We start from the raw sequence: 18,125 nt of genomic DNA, 5'->3' as shown, positions 1-18,125 counted from the left end.
AAATTGGTTTTTTTATGATTTCAACAATATTAGAAACCATAGATATTGATAAGTTAATTTTTAACAATTGGTCTAAAAAACGATTAACGGTTGATTTTTTAGTGTTTTATTCTGATTTGTTTAGATTGAATCCTATACCAATAAAAAATCGGATTTTATTAGTACTATTAACCCAAGATACATCAAAATTAACCGGTCCTAATATAGAATTGTATGAAAATGTTGCACCAGAAGATAAAAGCAAACTAGCTTCAACAGCATCTTCCCATTTCCCGTCTGCTGTAAAAGCATCTTCAATATAATCGTCAAAATCACCAAAACCAACAGAAGCTAAATGAAAATGTGGTGTAACATATATTTTACTTGAAGGATTAAATTGTAAACCCAAATTCAATTTCATAAATTGACTGGTAAACAATTCACCTTCATTCAATCCCGGAAATATATAGTTATCATTTCTTGGCATTGGTGAAACGCCACCTAAAAAATATTTTGCTCCAATTCCATAATCTTCAAAAGAAATATCATTGTCTTTAATATTATCTTGAAATATAAAACTACTTGTAGCACCAATAATAGCTGTAATTTTATTTTTTAATTGAAACCTTTTTTCATAATCCAAACTTAATTTACTGTAATTATTAGTAGAGCCGCTTATATTAGGAATGGTAGAATTATAAAATTCCACATCAACATCACTTTTAATTGATCTACTTAAATAGCCCTTTAAAAAAGTTCCATTGGTAGCAAAAAACACTTTATTAAAACTGTTATGAATGTATTGTGCATTTATTTCAATCGTATTTAAATCGTATTTATTAAGTTCAAATACATTGTTATTATATTTAGGATTTACTTTTGGTTTTAAATGAGTATTTTGATATTGTAATCCAATACCCACATAGCTTTTTAAAGAATTTAAATTTCTATTTATTTGATTGTTGAAGTCAAAGTATCTATACTTCATGTTATCAACATTTTCTCCTTGTATAAAAATATCTTGTTCTAATTGATGTCCATATATTTCTGACCGCCACCACCAATTTCTGTCTGAACCAAAATTTTTCTGATATTGAATTCTCAATCTAGGTTCTTCAGCAATATCTAAAGTTACAAGAGCTCGGGAAGCTCTTCCTATAACATTTCTACCTACATAATTTACAATCAACCCTACACCATGGTAATTATCATAGTGCATTGATCCATTTACTTGGTGTTTTGATTTTTCAAATCCATTCAACTGCAACCCCTTTTTATCGCCATTTGTATACGGGTTAAAAGTAATATGGCTAAAAATGGTGGTTCCCATTGCTCTGTTAATACCTTCAAATAAATCTTCTCTAGTATACTTTTTACGAGGCTGAATATTTGTTCTTGCCTTTACCATTGCCAAATTACTTTTACTGATATTATTATATACAATGGTGTCTAAAATAATTTCATCATTTGCATCAGGAAGTTTATGCGTATGTTGCTTAAATTCTTTGAGTTTCTCCGATAAATCTATTAATGCACTTATGTTTTCAGCAGTTGCTATTTTTCCTTCTTCGTAAATAGCTACACCATTATCAAAATCGCCGGTAGAGTAGGTTAGATGCGGTGTATGATCAATCAATATATTGCATAAAGCTTTATTTTCAGGGTTTTTAAGATTGCTATGCAACATTCCTGTTTGAAAAAGTAGAGTACCAATATTGTCCAATTTTTCTTTGGGTTCCATACCACCACCAACATCACTGCCAATAATAATATCTGCTCCTAAATTTTTGGCTACATCAACGGGGAAATTATTAAGAACACCACCATCTATTAAAAGCGTTTTTTCATAAGAAACAGGTGAAAAAGCACCGGGTATAGACATACTGGCTCTCATGGCAAAAGCCAAGTTTCCATGATCTAAAATAACCTCTGTACCATTTACAATATCAGTTGCTATGGCACGAAAAGGAATAGAAAGGTTGTCAAAATCAGGTATATTATAAGCAGCATAAGTTAAGTTAGAGAGAAAAGCTCTAAGATTTTGATCATTCAAAATGAAGGAAGTAGGTTTAATTTTACCTTCAACTATATCCATCCCAACTAGATACCTATTGAATTCACTTTTTTCTTCAACACTTACATTTCTCAATGAAACACTTCCACCAATAAGTTTATCCCAGTTTGCATTTTTAGCTATACTTGCTATACTATCACCAGAATAGCCCATAGCATATAAACCGCCCACAATACTTCCCATACTGTTACCTACTAACAAATCGGGAACAATGCCTAAAGAATCGAGTTTTTGGAGTAAAGGGATATGTGCCAAACCTTTTGCACCACCGCCACTTAAAACTAAAGCTACTTTAGGTTTTTTCTCTTGGGCCAAAACGCTTATAGTGGTAATTAATAAAAAAAGTAGGACTATTTTTTTTAGGTTTATTTGTATTAATCTTAAATTCATTTGAAATAACAATCTATAAATGAATACAAATTAAAATATTTAATTAGTCCAACAAAAGGCATAAAAAAGGATGAAATTGGTCAAAATAAGTTATTTTAATATTAAAAAAGAAAAAATATGTTCCATTAAGAACGTTTATTAGTCAAAAATCAATTTTTAAAGTTAAGCTCTCTGTACTTTGAAGGTGAGTAACCTGTGTGCTTTTTGAAATATTTACCAAAAAAAGATTGGTTGCTAAACTGAAGCTCGTTTGCAACTTCCGAGATGGATAGGGTTTGATTTTTTAACAGTAGTTTTGCCTCCATTATTACTGCTTCATCAATTAACTGACTTGCTGTTTTTTTTGAAACAATTTTTAAAACCTTAGACAGATAATTAGGTGTTAAACATAAAATATCTGCATAAAATTGAACCGTTCGCTCTTGCTTAAAATTTTCATTTAACAATTTCAAAAAACGAAGTGCTAATTTTTCCTGTCTTGTTAAATTTGCTTCTAGATTAGGAAACTGTATCTTTAATAATGAAGCGTAATGATACATTAATAAGTTAAAACTATGAGTTATTATCTCATTATTATACGGGTTGTTTTTTCCAAGTCGATTATTTTTTTCTAAAATTTTTGAAACAGAAATAAACGTTTTTAAATCCTCCTTAGATAATTTTAACTTGGGAATAGTATTTGCCGTAAAAAAGTCTAAAATATCAATATCATTTTTGTTAATTGAGTTTCTCAATATAAAATCAACATTAAAGCTAATAGTTGCTATTTCAAGATTTTTGCTCATTTCTTGAATATGAGTAACCGTTTGTGGATTTATAACTATTATCTCTGAATTTTTTATAGTATATCTCAGTAGATTTAATTGGATTTTTAAACTTCCCTTAACTACTAGTAAAAAAGCATAAGAATTACCTCTAAAAGGATAACCTATAGGAATTTCTTTAAACTTATTTTTTGATAAATGAACATGTAATCCATTTTCTTCTTGTGGTATATCTCCAATAATTTCCACCAAATCATCTATTGTAAGACTTTTTATTGAAGATTGTGGATACATTTTGAGTAGATTTTGTACTCAAATATACTGTATTATTTTATTTTGATTTAGAATGAATCTTTTGATTGTTTTTATTAATCATCTTAATCTTTAAAGTATTAATATCTTCACTTACTTTTCTTTCAATCACTCTGGCATAAATTTGAGTAGTAGCAATCTTGGTATGACCGAGTAGCTTAGAAACAGTTTCTATTGGTACACCATTACTTAAAGTTATAGTGGTAGCGAATGTATGTCTAGCCATGTGAAAGGTCAAGTTCTTTTTGATTTTGCATAAATCTGCAATTTCTTTTAAATAAGAATTGAGCTTTTGATTTGAAATATTAGGAAATAAGGTTTCTATTTTTCTGGTTTTGATGTGGCTTTTATATTTTTCTATCAATTCTTCAGCAATTGGAAGTAACGGGATTTTCACTTTGTTATGTGTTTTTTGTCTATTTGTGATTATCCATTTGCCACCATCAATACCGAATGTGATATTATCTTTGTTGAGGTTCATTACATCAATATATGACAAGCCCGTATAGCAGCTAAATACAAATAAATCCTTAACGAGCTCCAGTCTTTCAATTTCAAATTCTTTTTTAATAATAGTCTGTAGCTCATCTTCACTTAAAAACTCACGCTCATTTTTGATATAGGTTGGTTTAAATTTTATAAAAGGATCTCTGTCTATCCATTCCATCTTGTAAGCTAATGTAACCATTTTGCGAAGTCGTTGAATATGCTTCATAACTGTATTATTTTCCATTTTCTTTTGGTGGTCCTCCGGAACATAGGAACGTAAGAACTTTTCAAAGTCAACTAAAAAGCGAAACGTTAGTTGGGTCAAGTAGATGTCTTGGATTTTCTTTTTGGTTAGAAATAGTTTGATATATTTTTGAGTAGTGAAATAGTTCTTTAAAGTTCCATAACTTAAAGATTCGCTCATTTGGGTATTATGGTAATCAACTAAAGTTAGTAAAGAATACTCTTCGTTATCCTCACCAAGAAAACGAGCTTTAATTGATTGAGCACAGATAAAAGCTTTTTCTTTTACAAGTTCATCGTGAGCTTCATAGATTCTATTTTTAACCTGGTCTAAATATCTATTGAGTAATCGAGATTCTTGTTTGTTTCCTCTTGCTCTTCCTTTACTGGAATCCCATTCAGACACAATTACTTTTCGTTGTAAACTGATATTTGCTCGTTTACCGTTTACAGTTATTCGAGCATAAACAGAAACTTCATTATTAATCTTACGTGAAGCGCTTACCCAAAATGATAATCTAAAGGTGGTTTGTGATTGCATAGTTGTCGTCTTTTTGTTAAACATTCATCGAGACGAAAGTCAAATCAACTATTTCAATTACAGTGTTTAAGAGTCTATTCGGTTAACACTTTTTTACTTTGCTAACTGTTAACCGAATTGTTAACCGAATTAAACCATATTAATTCAATTCTTATGATAGCCTAAAAACCATAAAACCTTGTAAATCATACAATTTACAAGGTTTTAGTTTCTGTTGGTATTAATTTTTGTCGGGGTGGCAGGATTCGAACCTGCGACCTCCGCGTCCCAAACGCGGCGCGATAACCGGGCTACGCTACACCCCGAGTTTTGGTTATCATTTTTCGGACTGCAAATATAGAATATTTCTTTAGAAACCAATAACATTTTCCTAACTTTAAAATTTATTTATTTTACGACTTTTAAAAAATGAAATTATCAATAAAACTCATTCTAGTGGTCTTTTTATTGACCTCTTGTGATTCAAACAAAAAGAACAATCAGGAAGTTGCATATAGCCAAGAACCTAGCAATATAGGAGCTAGCATTAAACGTGGTAAAGTTGTGTATCAAGGCATGTGCACCACTTGTCACTTAGACAATGGCAAAGGAGTTCCTAAAGCATTTCCTCCATTAGCTGGTTCAGATTTTTTAAAAGAAAACCAAGACAAAAGTATTACTGCTATAAAAAAAGGCATGAATGGCAAAATTGTTGTCAACGGTACTACATACAATAGTGTAATGTCACCCTTAGGATTATCTGACGAAGAAGTAGCTGATGTGATGAATTACATCAATAATAGCTGGGGAAATGATTATGGTGAATTTATATCGCCAGAAGAAGTAACAAAAGTCATTAAAAAACAGCCTTAATTAACTAACTTTGTGCAACTAACTTAATCTAAAATTTATAATGCTAATAATCGGAATTGCTGGAGGTACCGGTTGTGGAAAAACAACAGTTGTAAATACGCTATTGAGTGAATTGCCTGAGGGTGAAGTTGGCGTAATCTCACAAGATTCTTACTATAAAGATACGTCTCACCTGAGTTTTCAAGAACGTGTAAAAATCAATTTTGATCATCCACGCTCAATTGACTTTGAGTTATTGGAAGAACACCTTAAAGAACTCAAAAAAGGAAACTCCATAAATCAACCTGTGTACTCATTTGTAAAGCACAATCGTACAGGAGATGTTATAGTTACCAAACCTAGAAAAGTAATGATTGTAGAAGGTATTTTAATACTTTCACACCCTGAAATTAGAGACTTATTCGACATTAAAATATTTGTTCATGCCGATTCTGATGAGCGCTTAATCCGAAGATTAAAACGTGATATTTCTGAACGTGGCAGAGATATTGATGAAGTTTTAAACCGCTATCAAACAACTCTAAAACCTATGCATCAGCAATTCATAGAACCAATGAAAGAATATGCAGACATCATTATTCCTAATAACAAATACAACACAGTTGCGGTAGATATCGTTAAAACAATAATTAACGAACGTTTATAATGGCTTTTTTCGATTCAAAATATCTAAAACCATTTAAGAACATTTATCTATTAGTTTTAATAGTTTTTGTAATTTGGATGTTGTTTTTTGATGCGCATTCGCTTCTTTTTCATCATGAATTAAATTCTGATATTGAGGAGTTAGAATATCAAAAAGAACATTATAAAAATGAAATGGCTAAAGACGATAAAGCCATAAAAGAACTAAGTACTGAGGAAGGTATTGAGCGTACAGCACGCGAAAACTATTACATGAAAAAGCCTGACGAAGATATTTTTATAATAGAATACGAAGACAGTATAGCTAAACAACAAGAAGATGAGTAAATCTTTATTTAATGATTTTGAAGGAGTTTCCTCAAAAGCCTGGAAACAAAAAATACAAGTAGACCTCAAAGGTGCCGATTACAATGACACGCTTATATGGAAAACCAACGAAGGCATAGATGTAAAACCTTTTTATCATCCTGATGAATTTGATAGTTTACCAGAAGTTTCAAATTCAAAAGCCACGGAATGGAAAATCTGCCAATCTATTACTGTAGAAGATGCCAAAGAAGCTAATAAAACAGCTGTCAATGCCATAGAACGTGGCGCAGAAAGTATTTTATTTATTGTTACTTCTAAGGATGTTTCTGTTGAAGATTTATTGAAAAACATTACTTGCCTTGTAGAATTAAAATGCGAATTTCTTTCTGAAAGTTTTTCGACAAACCTTAAGGCAATCAATAGTGAACTTACTTTACATACAGATATTATTGGCAACCTTGCTAAAACTGGCAATTGGTACAGTAACCTTAAAGACGATCACGAAAAATTTGACGCTATTGTAAAAACCACAAATCAATTTTCAGTTGATTTAAGCTTGTATCAAAATGCTGGTGCATCAATAATTCAGCAGTTGGCATACGGAATGGCTCATGCAAACGAGTATCTAAATCATTTAGACAGTATCATCTCAAGTGAAGCAAAATCGACTCTTCATATAACCTTCAATGTCTCTGTAGGTTCTAACTACTTTTTTGAAATTGCAAAATTAAGGGCCTTAAGACAGCTGTGGTCTGCATTAGCAAATGAATATGGCATAAATACCGATTGCAAAATTATAACCACACCAAGCAAAAGAAACAAAACCATATACGATTATAACGTAAATCTCTTACGTACTACCACAGAATGTATGAGTGCAGTTTTAGGAGGAGCTAATGTAGTTTGTAATTCACCCTATGATGCGCTATATCATAAGTCGAATGAATTTGGTGAGCGCATTTCTAGAAATCAACTTTTAGTATTAAAAAATGAAAGTTATTTTGATAAGGTTAATAATCCTGCCGATGGAGCTTATTACATTGAAAACCTTACTGAGCAATTAGCAGAAAAAGCCTTAGCTCTTTTTAAAGACGTTGAAGCTAATGGTGGTTTTTTACATCAGTTAAAAGAAGGTACAATTCAAAGAAAAATTAAAGAAAGTGCTGCTAAAGAAGAAGCTGATTTTGATGCTGAAAAAATAGTGTTATTAGGAACAAATAAACATCCAAATCCTAATGACAAAATGAAAAACGATCTAGAAATCAGTCCGTTTTTAAAAATCGAAAAGCGTAAAACTATTATTGAACCAATACTACAAAAAAGGTTGTCTGAGAAATTGGAAATCAAAAGATTAAAAGAAGAATAAAATATGGTATTGAGAAAATCTATAGTTGTTTTTTATAAAGTGTTTGCTCTACAAATACTTTCATTAATCATGCTAAGTTGTCATAATCAAAAAAAAGATTACACACTTAATTTGGACGGCAAATATTTTTTTTCAGAAAATTCTAATTTAAGCTATTATATCCCAACTAATTTCAAAGGTTCTTATATTACTAATGATTTAGAATTTGATTCACTAATAAAAACCATTCATCATCCAAAATTAAAAGAAAGTATAGACCTGTTTTATAAAAACAGATATGCTCTTCCAGAAGCTTTTAATGCTCAATATTTTTATAACGAGGACTCTACCGATTATGCTTTTCTTATTATAAATGAAGTAGAACATATGAGACTTAATGACAAACTGATGAATGATTATAAAGGATATAGAAATTCTTTATTACGTGCATACATGACAGATTCCTTAGCAACGATTGATGTTACAGATGATAAATTCACTAACACCAGTAACTTTCAATTAATGACAACAAGAGGTAGAACTCAGAGCGAAAATGATTCTGTCTTTTGGGAATTCTATATAGCCTCAAAATTTCTTCAGACTTTTACAATAATGACAAAATCCAATACTAATTTGGATTTACGACCATACATCAAGGCGATTGAGTACGGTGATAAAAGAAATAATATCTAAGATGAGAAAAAACATTCAAAATATTACTCTAGAAAAAAAGAGCAATACAAAAAAAGACAATAATGATTTTCTTACCGCAGAAGATATCAAGGTAAAATCTACATATTCAAAAGATGATTTAAAGAATGTTGAACACCTCAATTTTGTGGCTGGTATCGCTCCCAATCTGCGCGGTCCATATTCAACAATGTATGTTCGTCGACCTTGGACCATAAGACAATATGCTGGTTTTTCTACCGCAGAGGAAAGTAACGCGTTTTACAGACGCAATTTAGCGGCTGGACAAAAAGGACTTTCCGTTGCGTTTGATTTAGCAACACACAGAGGTTACGACTCAGACCACGAGCGTGTTGTTGGCGACGTTGGTAAAGCTGGAGTTGCCATTGATTCGGTTGAAGATATGAAAATTCTTTTCGATCAAATTCCTTTAGATAAAATGTCGGTTTCTATGACCATGAATGGCGCTGTGTTACCAATTATGGCTTTTTATATTGTTGCTGCTGAAGAACAAGGTGTAAAACCCGAGCTACTTGCAGGAACCATTCAAAACGATATTTTAAAAGAGTTTATGGTGCGTAACACTTACATTTACCCACCGACTCCATCTATGAAAATTATTTCGGACATTTTTGAATATACAAGTCAAAATATGCCGAAATTCAATAGCATCAGTATTTCTGGCTACCATATGCAAGAAGCAGGAGCAACCTGTGATATTGAGCTAGCTTACACACTTGCCGACGGTTTAGAATATATTAAAACAGGTTTAGCCGCAGGAATGGACATCGACACCTTTGCTCCTCGCCTATCCTTTTTCTGGGCTATTGGAATGAATCACTTTATGGAAATTGCTAAAATGCGTGCTGCGCGAATGCTTTGGGCAAAATTAGTGAAGCAATTCAACCCAAAGAACTCAAAATCCTTAGCATTGCGAACACACTGTCAAACTTCAGGTTGGAGTTTAACAGAACAAGACCCATTCAACAATGTAGCGAGAACCTGTATTGAAGCTTCTGCTGCTGCTTTTGGTGGCACGCAAAGTTTACATACCAATGCTTTAGATGAAGCTATTGCATTACCAACAGACTTTTCGGCACGTATCGCAAGAAATACACAGATTTATCTTCAAGAAGAAACACATATCACCAAAACGGTTGACCCTTGGGCTGGTAGTTATTATGTTGAAAAACTAACCCATGATATTGCTCATAAGGCATGGGAATTAATCCAAGAAGTTGAAGAGTTAGGTGGCATGACCAAAGCTATTGAAGCTGGAATTCCAAAACTTAGAATTGAGGAAGCTGCTGCACGTAAACAAGCACGAATAGACTCTGGCAAGGATATTATTGTTGGTGTGAACAAATATCAACTTGAACAAGAAGATCCTCTTCAAATTTTGGAAGTGGATAACCAAACCGTTCGCAACCAGCAAATAGAGCGTTTAAATAGTATAAAATCTACCAGAAACACTAACGAAGTTAAAGCTGCTTTAGACAAATTGACCTCAGCCGCTAAAACAGGTGACGAAAATTTACTAGCTTTAGCTGTAGATGCCGCCAGAAAACGTGCTACTTTAGGTGAAATTAGTGATGCTCTAGAAGTGGAATTCGGAAGGCATAAAGCACAAATAAAATCATTTAGTGGAGTGTACAGCAAAGAAGTGAAAGACGATAAAAGTTTTAAGAAAGCAAGAGAACTAGCCGACACGTTTGCGGAACAAGAAGGTAGAAGACCTCGTATTATGATTGCGAAAATGGGACAAGATGGGCACGACAGAGGTGCTAAAGTTGTTGCCACTGGTTATGCTGATGTTGGTTTTGATGTAGATATTGGCCCACTATTTCAAACGCCAAAAGAAGCTGCTAAGCAAGCCGTTGAAAACGATGTTCACATCTTGGGCGTATCCTCTTTAGCTGCAGGACACAAAACGTTAGTTCCTCAGGTTATTGAAGAACTAAAAGCTTACGGTAGAGATGATATTATGGTCATTGTTGGTGGAGTGATTCCAAAACAAGATTACCAATATCTTTTTGATTCTGGTGCCGTTGCGGTTTTTGGACCTGGAACTAAAATCAGTGATGCTGCTATCAAAATTTTAGAGATTTTGATAGATTAAAAAATTAATAACTCATTTTTAATGATAAAAAAGCCGAAAACTAAAACAATAAAAAGACTTGCTCTAACGGTTTTAGTTTTCGGCTTCTTGATTTTACACTTTTTTGTTCCTAGACTTATCACGGAGATAAGAAATCCTATTGTTGGCTTAATTAAAAGAAATAAACCTGTTAAAGTTGAATTATTAACTGATAATCATTCTGAAATTATCCGCAAAGATTTAGACATTATATCTTTCGATAACATAAAATTATCTGCACGTTTGACATATTCTTCTAAAGACACTGCAAAAGGAACACTTATATTACTTCACGGTATTCGCTCTAGTAAAGATCATTTTTTGGAATTAAGTACTTTCCTTGCGGAAAATAGCTATAACTCTGTTGCACTAGATTTAAGAGCTCATGGAGAAAGCGAAGGTCAGTTTTGTACTTTTGGTGTAAAAGAGAAAAAAGATGTAAAAGCTTTAATGGATTATTTAATCAAAAATGAAGACATTGAAGATATTGGAATTTGGGGACAATCTTTAGGTGGCGCTGTTGCACTTCAAGCTCTTGGATATGACAATCGGATTAAGTTTGGAATAATTGAAAGTACATTTACAGATTACAAAACTATCGTTAATGATTATTTTCATTTAAATGCAGGTTTTAGCTTTGCACCTTTTTCTAATTACTTAGCCAACAGAGCAGCCTCTATTGCAGGATTTGACCCCAACGATGCCAAACCAATAAAATACAGCAGTAATATTACACAACCAACACTTATTGTTCATGGGAATAAAGATGATAGAATTAACATTAAATACGGCAAACAAAACTTCTCTAAAATAAAAAGTAGCGATAAAATTTTCAAAGAAATAGCGTCCGCAAATCACCTTAACGTATGGAAAATTGGAGGCGATAATTACTTCAATGAAGTTATTCAATTTTTAGATAATCAAAACCATTGAATAATTTCATTTAAGAATATTAAAACAAAAAGCCCTTCTGTTGAAGGGCTTTACTTTTCATGAATATTAATTATGTCTAGTCTTCAACGTCTTTATCTTCATTTTTAATATCATATTCCTTAAAATCTCCACCATTTACTACCGACCATTTATCCATTTCTTTAAAATAGGTCTTAATGGCTTTGTTTACATCTTCGACCGTAAGTTTTTTTACTTTTTCTTCAATTTCTTTTTGGAACATCATATCTCTATCATAGTACAAATTGTTATTAATTGTACTTGCCAATTCACCATCTTTTGCTCTAGAAACACTCTGTGCTTGCACCCAACCGGCAACAGCATCATCTAATTCTTGTTGTGTAATACCACCTTCTATAAAACGTGCTATTTCTTCTCTAAAGCCTTGCTGTACTTTAGCCTCATTTTCTGGTGCGTAGATAGCATAGATAAACATACCTGAGTTTTTATCATCTTTATTGCTATCCACATTAACGCCACCACCTGCGCCATAACTCACTCCATCTTGTTGACGCAATCTTGTAGCAATACGAGAGTTTAAGAAACCACCACCAAACACAGTTCCTGCAATTTGTAAAGCTGCATAATCATCGTCGTACTGACTTAATTCAAAATTTAAGAAACCTAGAGTAAAAGCATTTTTCTTGTCTGGTGTTTTAATGCTTTCATTAGCTGGATTATTAACCTTAAATGGATCCTTAATTTCAGAATATGGTAAATCTGATTTAAAATCAGCGTACTCTTTTTCAAAATAATCCTTTAATTCTTTTTCATCAATATTACCTATAGCTACTAATGTGGCATTATTAGAGATACCATAAAAATCATTATAATAATCTTGAATAGCTTCTACAGTAACATCATTTATTGCCTGAAGCTCCTCTTCCATTGTCATATTATACAAAGGATGTCCTTTTTCATAATTCTGATTAATCTGACCTAATTTCTTTTGAACCAAATATTGAGGTTCGGTTTTGTTACGTTCAATATTAGCTATATCCTGAGTCTTTAATTTATCGAGTTCTTCTTGGTCAAATGCTGGTGTTTTCAGCATTTCTGTCATTAACTTAATTGTTTCCATTAAATTTTCTTTAGTGGAACTTACGGAAGCATAGGTTCTACCATTATTACCACTGAAATAAACACTCGATTTCAATTCACTCAGTTTATCTTCAATTTCTTGTCTCGATTTAGACTTAGTCCCTTTGTTAAGCATTCTAGCCGTATAGCTTGCCACATCTCCCTTATTCATTAAGTCATCAACACTTCCGTTTCTAAAAGTAAAGGTGACATTTACCGTTTCTCCTCTATTATCTTTTTTGATGAACCCATACTCAATACCTGTTCCTCCTATTTCACCAGTCTCTAAACGATCTTGAATATTAGCATAAGACACATCAAAAGCTTCACCTGCACTCAACGCTTCTTTACCTTTGTAATTAGATACTAAATCTTCTAAACCTTCAGTATGCGGAATATCAATTCGCATTGGCTTTTTGGTCGGAATAAAATTCCCAACAGTTCTGTTGGTTTTAATAAAATAACGGCTAAGCGCATTGTTAACCTCTTCTAAAGTCGCATTCTCTACACGATCTCTAAAAATGAACATCAACCTCCAATCTCCGGCACCAATAAACTCACTTGTATAAGTGCCTAGATAAGACGAATTTCTTAGTATTTGGTCCATTTGCTTACCTAAATTAGACTTAGCTCGCTTTAATTCTTCTTCAGTAATAGGATTATCTCTTAGACCATCAAAAATGTTTAGTAAAGTAGATTCTGCTTCGGCTAATGACTTATCGGAAGGCACATCAACATTAAAGTACATAAATCCTGGTTCTTTGGTAAAAGGTGAAAAACTCCATATTGAAGAGGCTTTTTTACTTTCTATCAAAGCTTTATACAAACGGCCCGAAGGCTGATCGGTTAACACATCTTCTATAAGCGCTAAATAGGCATAATCTTCATGTGAACCTGCTGCAGTGTGATATAAAGCTGAAACCAATTGTAAATCTCCTACTCTACTTAGCTCAACTCGTTTTTCACCATCTTGTGGTGGCTCTACTGTTGGCACATCTTTTAAAGGTGTTTCAGGATTTTTAATACTACCGAATTTCTTTTGAATTAAAGCCAAGGTTTTATCCTTTTCAAACTTTCCCGTTACCATTAATACAGCATTATCCGGACGGTAATACTTTTTATAAAAATTCTGAAGGTTTTCTATTGGCACACGTTCAATATCGGATTTATTTCCAATAGTAGACTGTCCGTAATTATGCCATAGAAAAGCAGAACTTATAACCTTCTCCATCAAAACACCTGTTGGAGAGTTTTCACCTGATTCAAACTCATTTCTCACAACGGAAAATTCAGATTCTAAATCCTTTTTTGCGATGTAAGAATTCACCATTCGGTCGGCCTCCAAGTCTAATGCCCAATCTAAATTTTCGTCAGTAGCATTAAAGGTTTCAAAATAGTTTGTACGATCGTACCAAGTAGTACCATTAGGTCTCGCACCATGAGAGGTTAATTCCTTTGGAATATCAGGATGATTTGGGGTGCCTTTAAAAACCATATGCTCCAAGAGGTGAGCCATACCTTTTTCACCATAACCTTCATGTCTAGAGCCGACTTTGTAGGTAATATTAACGGTTATGGTCTGAGATGAGTTGTCTGGAAACAATAAGACCTTAAGTCCGTTATCCAAGACATACTCGGTAATTCCCTCTACGGAAGCTGTTTGTTTTGGTTGTGCATTTATGCCAAATGACATTAAAAATAACACAACCAGTACTAGTGTAGTACGAATGTTTAATTTCATGATTGATAATTTTTAGAATTGTTATAAAGTTAAAAATTCAGATTTAAAATGATGTTAAAAAATTGACTATTAGAGCATTTAACAAAACTTTTACAAGTTTTAGTAAGTATCATTCTCACTTCTTTAAAAAAGATTTAGGCTAAAAACCATTTTTTATTAATAATAAAACCAACTGTTAACAACTTCGATTTCCTAAAATGATAAATAATCGTATTTTTAAACCCTTAATAAACCAAATCATTTAATGGGTAAAATCATTGCAATTGCTAATCAAAAAGGTGGTGTTGGTAAAACAACAACCTCAGTAAATTTAGCTGCTTCCTTGGGAGCTCTAGAGAAAAAAGTCCTACTTATAGATGCTGATCCTCAAGCCAATGCCAGTTCTGGTCTTGGTCTAGATGTAGACACGGTAGAGATTGGCTCGTATCAGGTATTAGAACACACACTAACTGCTAAAGAAGCTATTGTAGCTTCTAACGCTCCAAACGTTGATGTCATACCTGCACATATTGATCTTGTTGCTATTGAAATTGAATTGGTAGACAAGGACGAACGTGAGTATATGCTTAAGAAGGCTATTGTTGACTTAAAATCGGAATATGATTATATTCTGATTGATTGTGCGCCTTCTTTAGGTTTATTAACACTTAATGCTTTAACAGCATCTGACTCAGTGATTATTCCTATTCAATGTGAATATTTTGCACTTGAAGGTTTAGGCAAACTGTTAAATACTATTAAAAGTGTACAGAAAATCCATAATCAATCGTTAGACATTGAAGGTATGCTACTGACCATGTACGATTCGCGCTTGCGCTTATCTAACCAAGTTGTTGAAGAAGTACAAAAGCATTTTAGTGATATGGTTTTTGATACTATCATTCAACGTAATGTACGTTTGGGTGAAGCACCAAGTTATGGAGAAAGTATAATCAACTATGATGTAAGCAGTAAAGGAGCAGTAAATTATTTGAATTTAGCCAAGGAGTTGATAAACAAAAATGAAAAGTAAATGGCGAAGGCAACGAAAAAGCAAGCACTAGGACGAGGACTTTCTGCTTTATTGAAAGATCCAGAAAATGATATAAATTCTGCTGAAGATATTAACGCAGATAAAGTTGTAGGTAATATTGTTGAACTAGAAATTGACAGTATTGAGGTTAACCCTTTTCAACCTAGAACAAATTTTAATGAAGAAACACTACGCGAATTAGCGTCGTCAATTAGAGAACTTGGTGTTATACAACCAATAACGGTTAGAAAATTAGCGTTTAACAAATACCAACTAGTATCTGGTGAACGTCGTTTTAGAGCTTCTAAATTAATTGGTCTAGAAGCTATTCCTGCTTACATACGTATTGCTAACGACCAAGAGTCTCTTGAGATGGCATTGGTTGAAAACATTCAACGTCAAGATTTAGACCCAATAGAAATTGCTTTATCTTATCAAAGACTTATTGATGAGATTAATCTAACACAAGAACAAATGAGTGATCGTGTTGGTAAAAAACGTTCTACAATAGCCAACTACTTACGCTTATTAAAATTAGATCCAATCATTCAAACAGGAATGCGTGATGGTTTTATAAGTATGGGACATGGTAGAGCCATGGTAAATATTGAAAGCCAAGTGGATCAGTTAGAAGTTTATGAAAAAATTATTAGTAATAAACTATCTGTTAGAGCAACAGAGCAATTAGTTAAAAACTTAAATTCTGAAAGTCCTGAAAAAACAGAATCTACACCTACAGAAGTTCCTAAACATATTAAAAAAGGAATAAAAGAATTCTCTGAATACTTTGGACATAAAATAGACGTTAAAATGTCTAAGAATGGTAGTGGTAAAATCTCTATTCCATTCCATTCTGAGGAAGATTTTAATCGTATTAAAAAATTAGTACAAAGTGCCAAATAAACATGTTTTCACTGTTTTACTGTGTCTTTTTTCAGTATTCTATGCTTTTTCACAACAGGAAAAAGTAAAAGATAGTCTTGGTTTAACTAATGAGGTTGTTGTTCTTGAGGAAGATCTTGTTACCAAAAAAGAAATTGATCCTTTAAGACCTTCTAAAGCGGCTTTTTATTCTGCTATCTTACCTGGTTTAGGACAAGCCTACAATAAAAGATATTGGAAAATCCCACTTGTTTGGGGTGCTATTGGTACTGGTATTTATTTCTATGTTAGAAATGACAAACAGTTCGACCGCTATAGAGATGCTTATAAAAGACGTTTAGCTGGTTTTACAGACGATGAATTTCAAAATGTTGTTTCCGACGAAGGTCTCATTAGAGCACAAGAACAATTCCGAAGAAACAAGGAGGTTTCCTTATTGGTTACTTTTGGTCTATACGCACTAAACATCATCGATGCCAATGTTGATGCGCATTTACTTCAGTTTAATGTTGACGAAAACTTAAGCTTCAGACCACATTACCAATATAATCAGATGGAAAACACATCTGATTTGGGTTTAACTATGAATTTTAAATTTTAAAATGAATATAGCATTATTAGGCTACGGTAAAATGGGTAAAAGCATTGAAGCTATTGCCATAGATCGTAATCATAACATTTCTTTAAAAGCTACTAGCAGCACAAACGACTTTGATTTTTCTACAACAGATGTTGCTATCGACTTTAGTTTACCTTCAACTGCCATTGACAATATTAAACGCGCTCTAGATGCTAATGTTCCTGTTATTTCGGGTACAACAGGTTGGCTAGATAAGTATGATGAAATTGTTGCGTATTGCAATTCAAAAAATGGAGCTTTTCTATATGCTTCAAATTTCAGTTTGGGAGTCAATATCTTTTTCGAGATTAATAAAAAATTAGCAGAGATGATGTCTAATTTCACAGAGTACTCTACTGAAATGGAAGAAATTCATCATACACAAAAACTAGATGCTCCTAGTGGAACAGCTATAACTTTAGCTGAAGATATTATAAAGCAAACTGAATATACGAATTGGACATTAGACCTTCCTAAATCTAACGAAATACACATTGAAGCCAAACGTATTGAAGGTGTTCCTGGTACTCATGAAATCACTTATAATTCTGAAATAGATTCCATAAGCATAAAGCACACAGCGCACAGCAGACAAGGTTTTGCTATGGGAGCTGTTATTGCAGCAGAATGGATACAAGGAAAAAAAGGCATCTTTAATATGAAAGATGTGTTAAATATTAATGGTTAATGACTAATGTTTAATGAAGAATGACTTAAAGCATAGAACAAAAATCTTTGCGCACAATGTTGTAAAGTTAGCCTCAATATTACCAGATAATTATTTATCCAACCATATAAAAAAGCAACTTATTAGATGCTCTACATCTGTAGCTGCCAATTACAGAGCTACTTGTATTGCTCAGTCTAAGCGTAGTTTTATTTCTAAAATAAGTATTGTTATAGAAGAAATTGATGAAAGTCATTTCTGGCTAGAATTCATTATTGACGAAAAACTCTTACCTTCGAGCAATTGTAAATCTTTGTTAAATGAAGCAGATGAACTTACAAGGATTTTTATATCATCAAGAAAAACTGCAAATTTGAACCTTAACAATTAATCATTTGTCATT

Annotated in this window: 16 protein-coding genes and 1 tRNA gene; 12 read left to right on the top strand and 5 right to left on the bottom strand. The window is 32.7% G+C overall.

The features are described from left to right. Positions 1-106: 106 nt before the first annotated feature. From AC2H4K_RS13895 to AC2H4K_RS13880, 4 genes are all read right to left on the bottom strand, one after another. The gene (locus AC2H4K_RS13895; RefSeq protein WP_493742505.1) at positions 107-2,368 is read right to left on the bottom strand and encodes a patatin-like phospholipase family protein; all 2,262 of its coding nucleotides are present in this window, start codon (positions 2,366-2,368) and stop codon (positions 107-109) included. Between the two features lie 224 nt (positions 2,369-2,592). After that, complete coding sequence (locus AC2H4K_RS13890) at positions 2,593-3,456, bottom strand: helix-turn-helix domain-containing protein (RefSeq protein WP_493742504.1); 864 nt, start codon at positions 3,454-3,456, stop codon at positions 2,593-2,595. Between the two features lie 82 nt (positions 3,457-3,538). Further along, positions 3,539-4,792, bottom strand: coding sequence for a site-specific integrase (locus AC2H4K_RS13885; RefSeq protein WP_493742503.1), 1,254 nt, complete (start codon positions 4,790-4,792; stop codon positions 3,539-3,541). Between the two features lie 230 nt (positions 4,793-5,022). After that, positions 5,023-5,097: transfer RNA gene (locus AC2H4K_RS13880), tRNA-Pro, on the bottom strand. Positions 5,098-5,200: 103 nt separating this feature from the next. Between AC2H4K_RS13880 and AC2H4K_RS13875 the strand changes: the two genes are divergently transcribed. From AC2H4K_RS13875 to AC2H4K_RS13845, 7 genes are all read left to right on the top strand, one after another. Beyond that, positions 5,201-5,644, top strand: coding sequence for a c-type cytochrome (locus tag AC2H4K_RS13875; protein WP_493742502.1), 444 nt, complete (start codon positions 5,201-5,203; stop codon positions 5,642-5,644). Positions 5,645-5,684: 40 nt separating this feature from the next. Next, positions 5,685-6,290 (top strand): uridine kinase, encoded by a 606-nt coding sequence (gene udk, locus AC2H4K_RS13870; protein WP_281139949.1) that lies wholly within the window; start codon positions 5,685-5,687, stop codon positions 6,288-6,290. Continuing rightward, complete coding sequence (locus AC2H4K_RS13865) at positions 6,290-6,616, top strand: FtsB family cell division protein (RefSeq protein WP_281139950.1); 327 nt, start codon at positions 6,290-6,292, stop codon at positions 6,614-6,616. Before udk ends, AC2H4K_RS13865 begins: the two co-directional genes overlap by 1 nt. Beyond that, entirely contained in the window at positions 6,609-7,964 is a 1,356-nt protein-coding gene (locus tag AC2H4K_RS13860) for a methylmalonyl-CoA mutase subunit beta (protein ID WP_493742501.1), read from the top strand. Before AC2H4K_RS13865 ends, AC2H4K_RS13860 begins: the two co-directional genes overlap by 8 nt. Before the next feature lie 69 nt (positions 7,965-8,033). Continuing rightward, complete coding sequence (locus AC2H4K_RS13855) at positions 8,034-8,636, top strand: hypothetical protein (protein WP_493742500.1); 603 nt, start codon at positions 8,034-8,036, stop codon at positions 8,634-8,636. Between the two features lies 1 nt (position 8,637). Then, on the top strand, positions 8,638-10,752 hold the full coding sequence (scpA, locus tag AC2H4K_RS13850; RefSeq protein ID WP_493742499.1) for a methylmalonyl-CoA mutase: 2,115 nt from the start codon (positions 8,638-8,640) through the stop codon (positions 10,750-10,752). 21 nt (positions 10,753-10,773) lie between these two features. Then, positions 10,774-11,703, top strand: coding sequence for an alpha/beta hydrolase (locus AC2H4K_RS13845; RefSeq protein ID WP_493742498.1), 930 nt, complete (start codon positions 10,774-10,776; stop codon positions 11,701-11,703). 76 nt (positions 11,704-11,779) lie between these two features. Here AC2H4K_RS13845 and AC2H4K_RS13840 read toward each other — a convergent pair whose 3' ends face one another. Then, positions 11,780-14,542, bottom strand: coding sequence for a M16 family metallopeptidase (locus tag AC2H4K_RS13840; RefSeq protein ID WP_281139955.1), 2,763 nt, complete (start codon positions 14,540-14,542; stop codon positions 11,780-11,782). 244 nt (positions 14,543-14,786) lie between these two features. On the opposite strand from AC2H4K_RS13840, the gene AC2H4K_RS13835 reads away from it, so the two are divergent. From AC2H4K_RS13835 to AC2H4K_RS13815, 5 genes are read left to right on the top strand one after another with little or no spacing between them, the layout of a single operon-like run. Beyond that, positions 14,787-15,554 carry a ParA family protein gene (locus tag AC2H4K_RS13835; protein WP_281139956.1) on the top strand — a complete coding sequence of 256 codons (768 nt, stop codon included), beginning with the start codon at positions 14,787-14,789 and terminating at the stop codon, positions 15,552-15,554. Continuing rightward, on the top strand, positions 15,555-16,457 hold the full coding sequence (locus AC2H4K_RS13830) for a ParB/RepB/Spo0J family partition protein (RefSeq protein ID WP_281139957.1): 903 nt from the start codon (positions 15,555-15,557) through the stop codon (positions 16,455-16,457). It begins immediately after the preceding gene. Beyond that, complete coding sequence (locus tag AC2H4K_RS13825) at positions 16,447-17,037, top strand: DUF5683 domain-containing protein (protein ID WP_281139958.1); 591 nt, start codon at positions 16,447-16,449, stop codon at positions 17,035-17,037. Before AC2H4K_RS13830 ends, AC2H4K_RS13825 begins: the two co-directional genes overlap by 11 nt. Before the next feature lies 1 nt (position 17,038). Continuing rightward, entirely contained in the window at positions 17,039-17,743 is a 705-nt protein-coding gene (dapB, locus tag AC2H4K_RS13820) for a 4-hydroxy-tetrahydrodipicolinate reductase (protein ID WP_281139959.1), read from the top strand. Between the two features lie 13 nt (positions 17,744-17,756). Continuing rightward, positions 17,757-18,113, top strand: coding sequence for a four helix bundle protein (locus tag AC2H4K_RS13815; protein ID WP_281139960.1), 357 nt, complete (start codon positions 17,757-17,759; stop codon positions 18,111-18,113). The last annotated feature ends 12 nt before the right edge of the window (positions 18,114-18,125 follow it).

This window comes from Winogradskyella sp. 266wxhm (assembly GCF_058964685.1).
The sequence above is the reverse complement of the archived record's forward strand: the minus strand, read 5'-3'. Positions and strand labels throughout refer to the sequence as shown.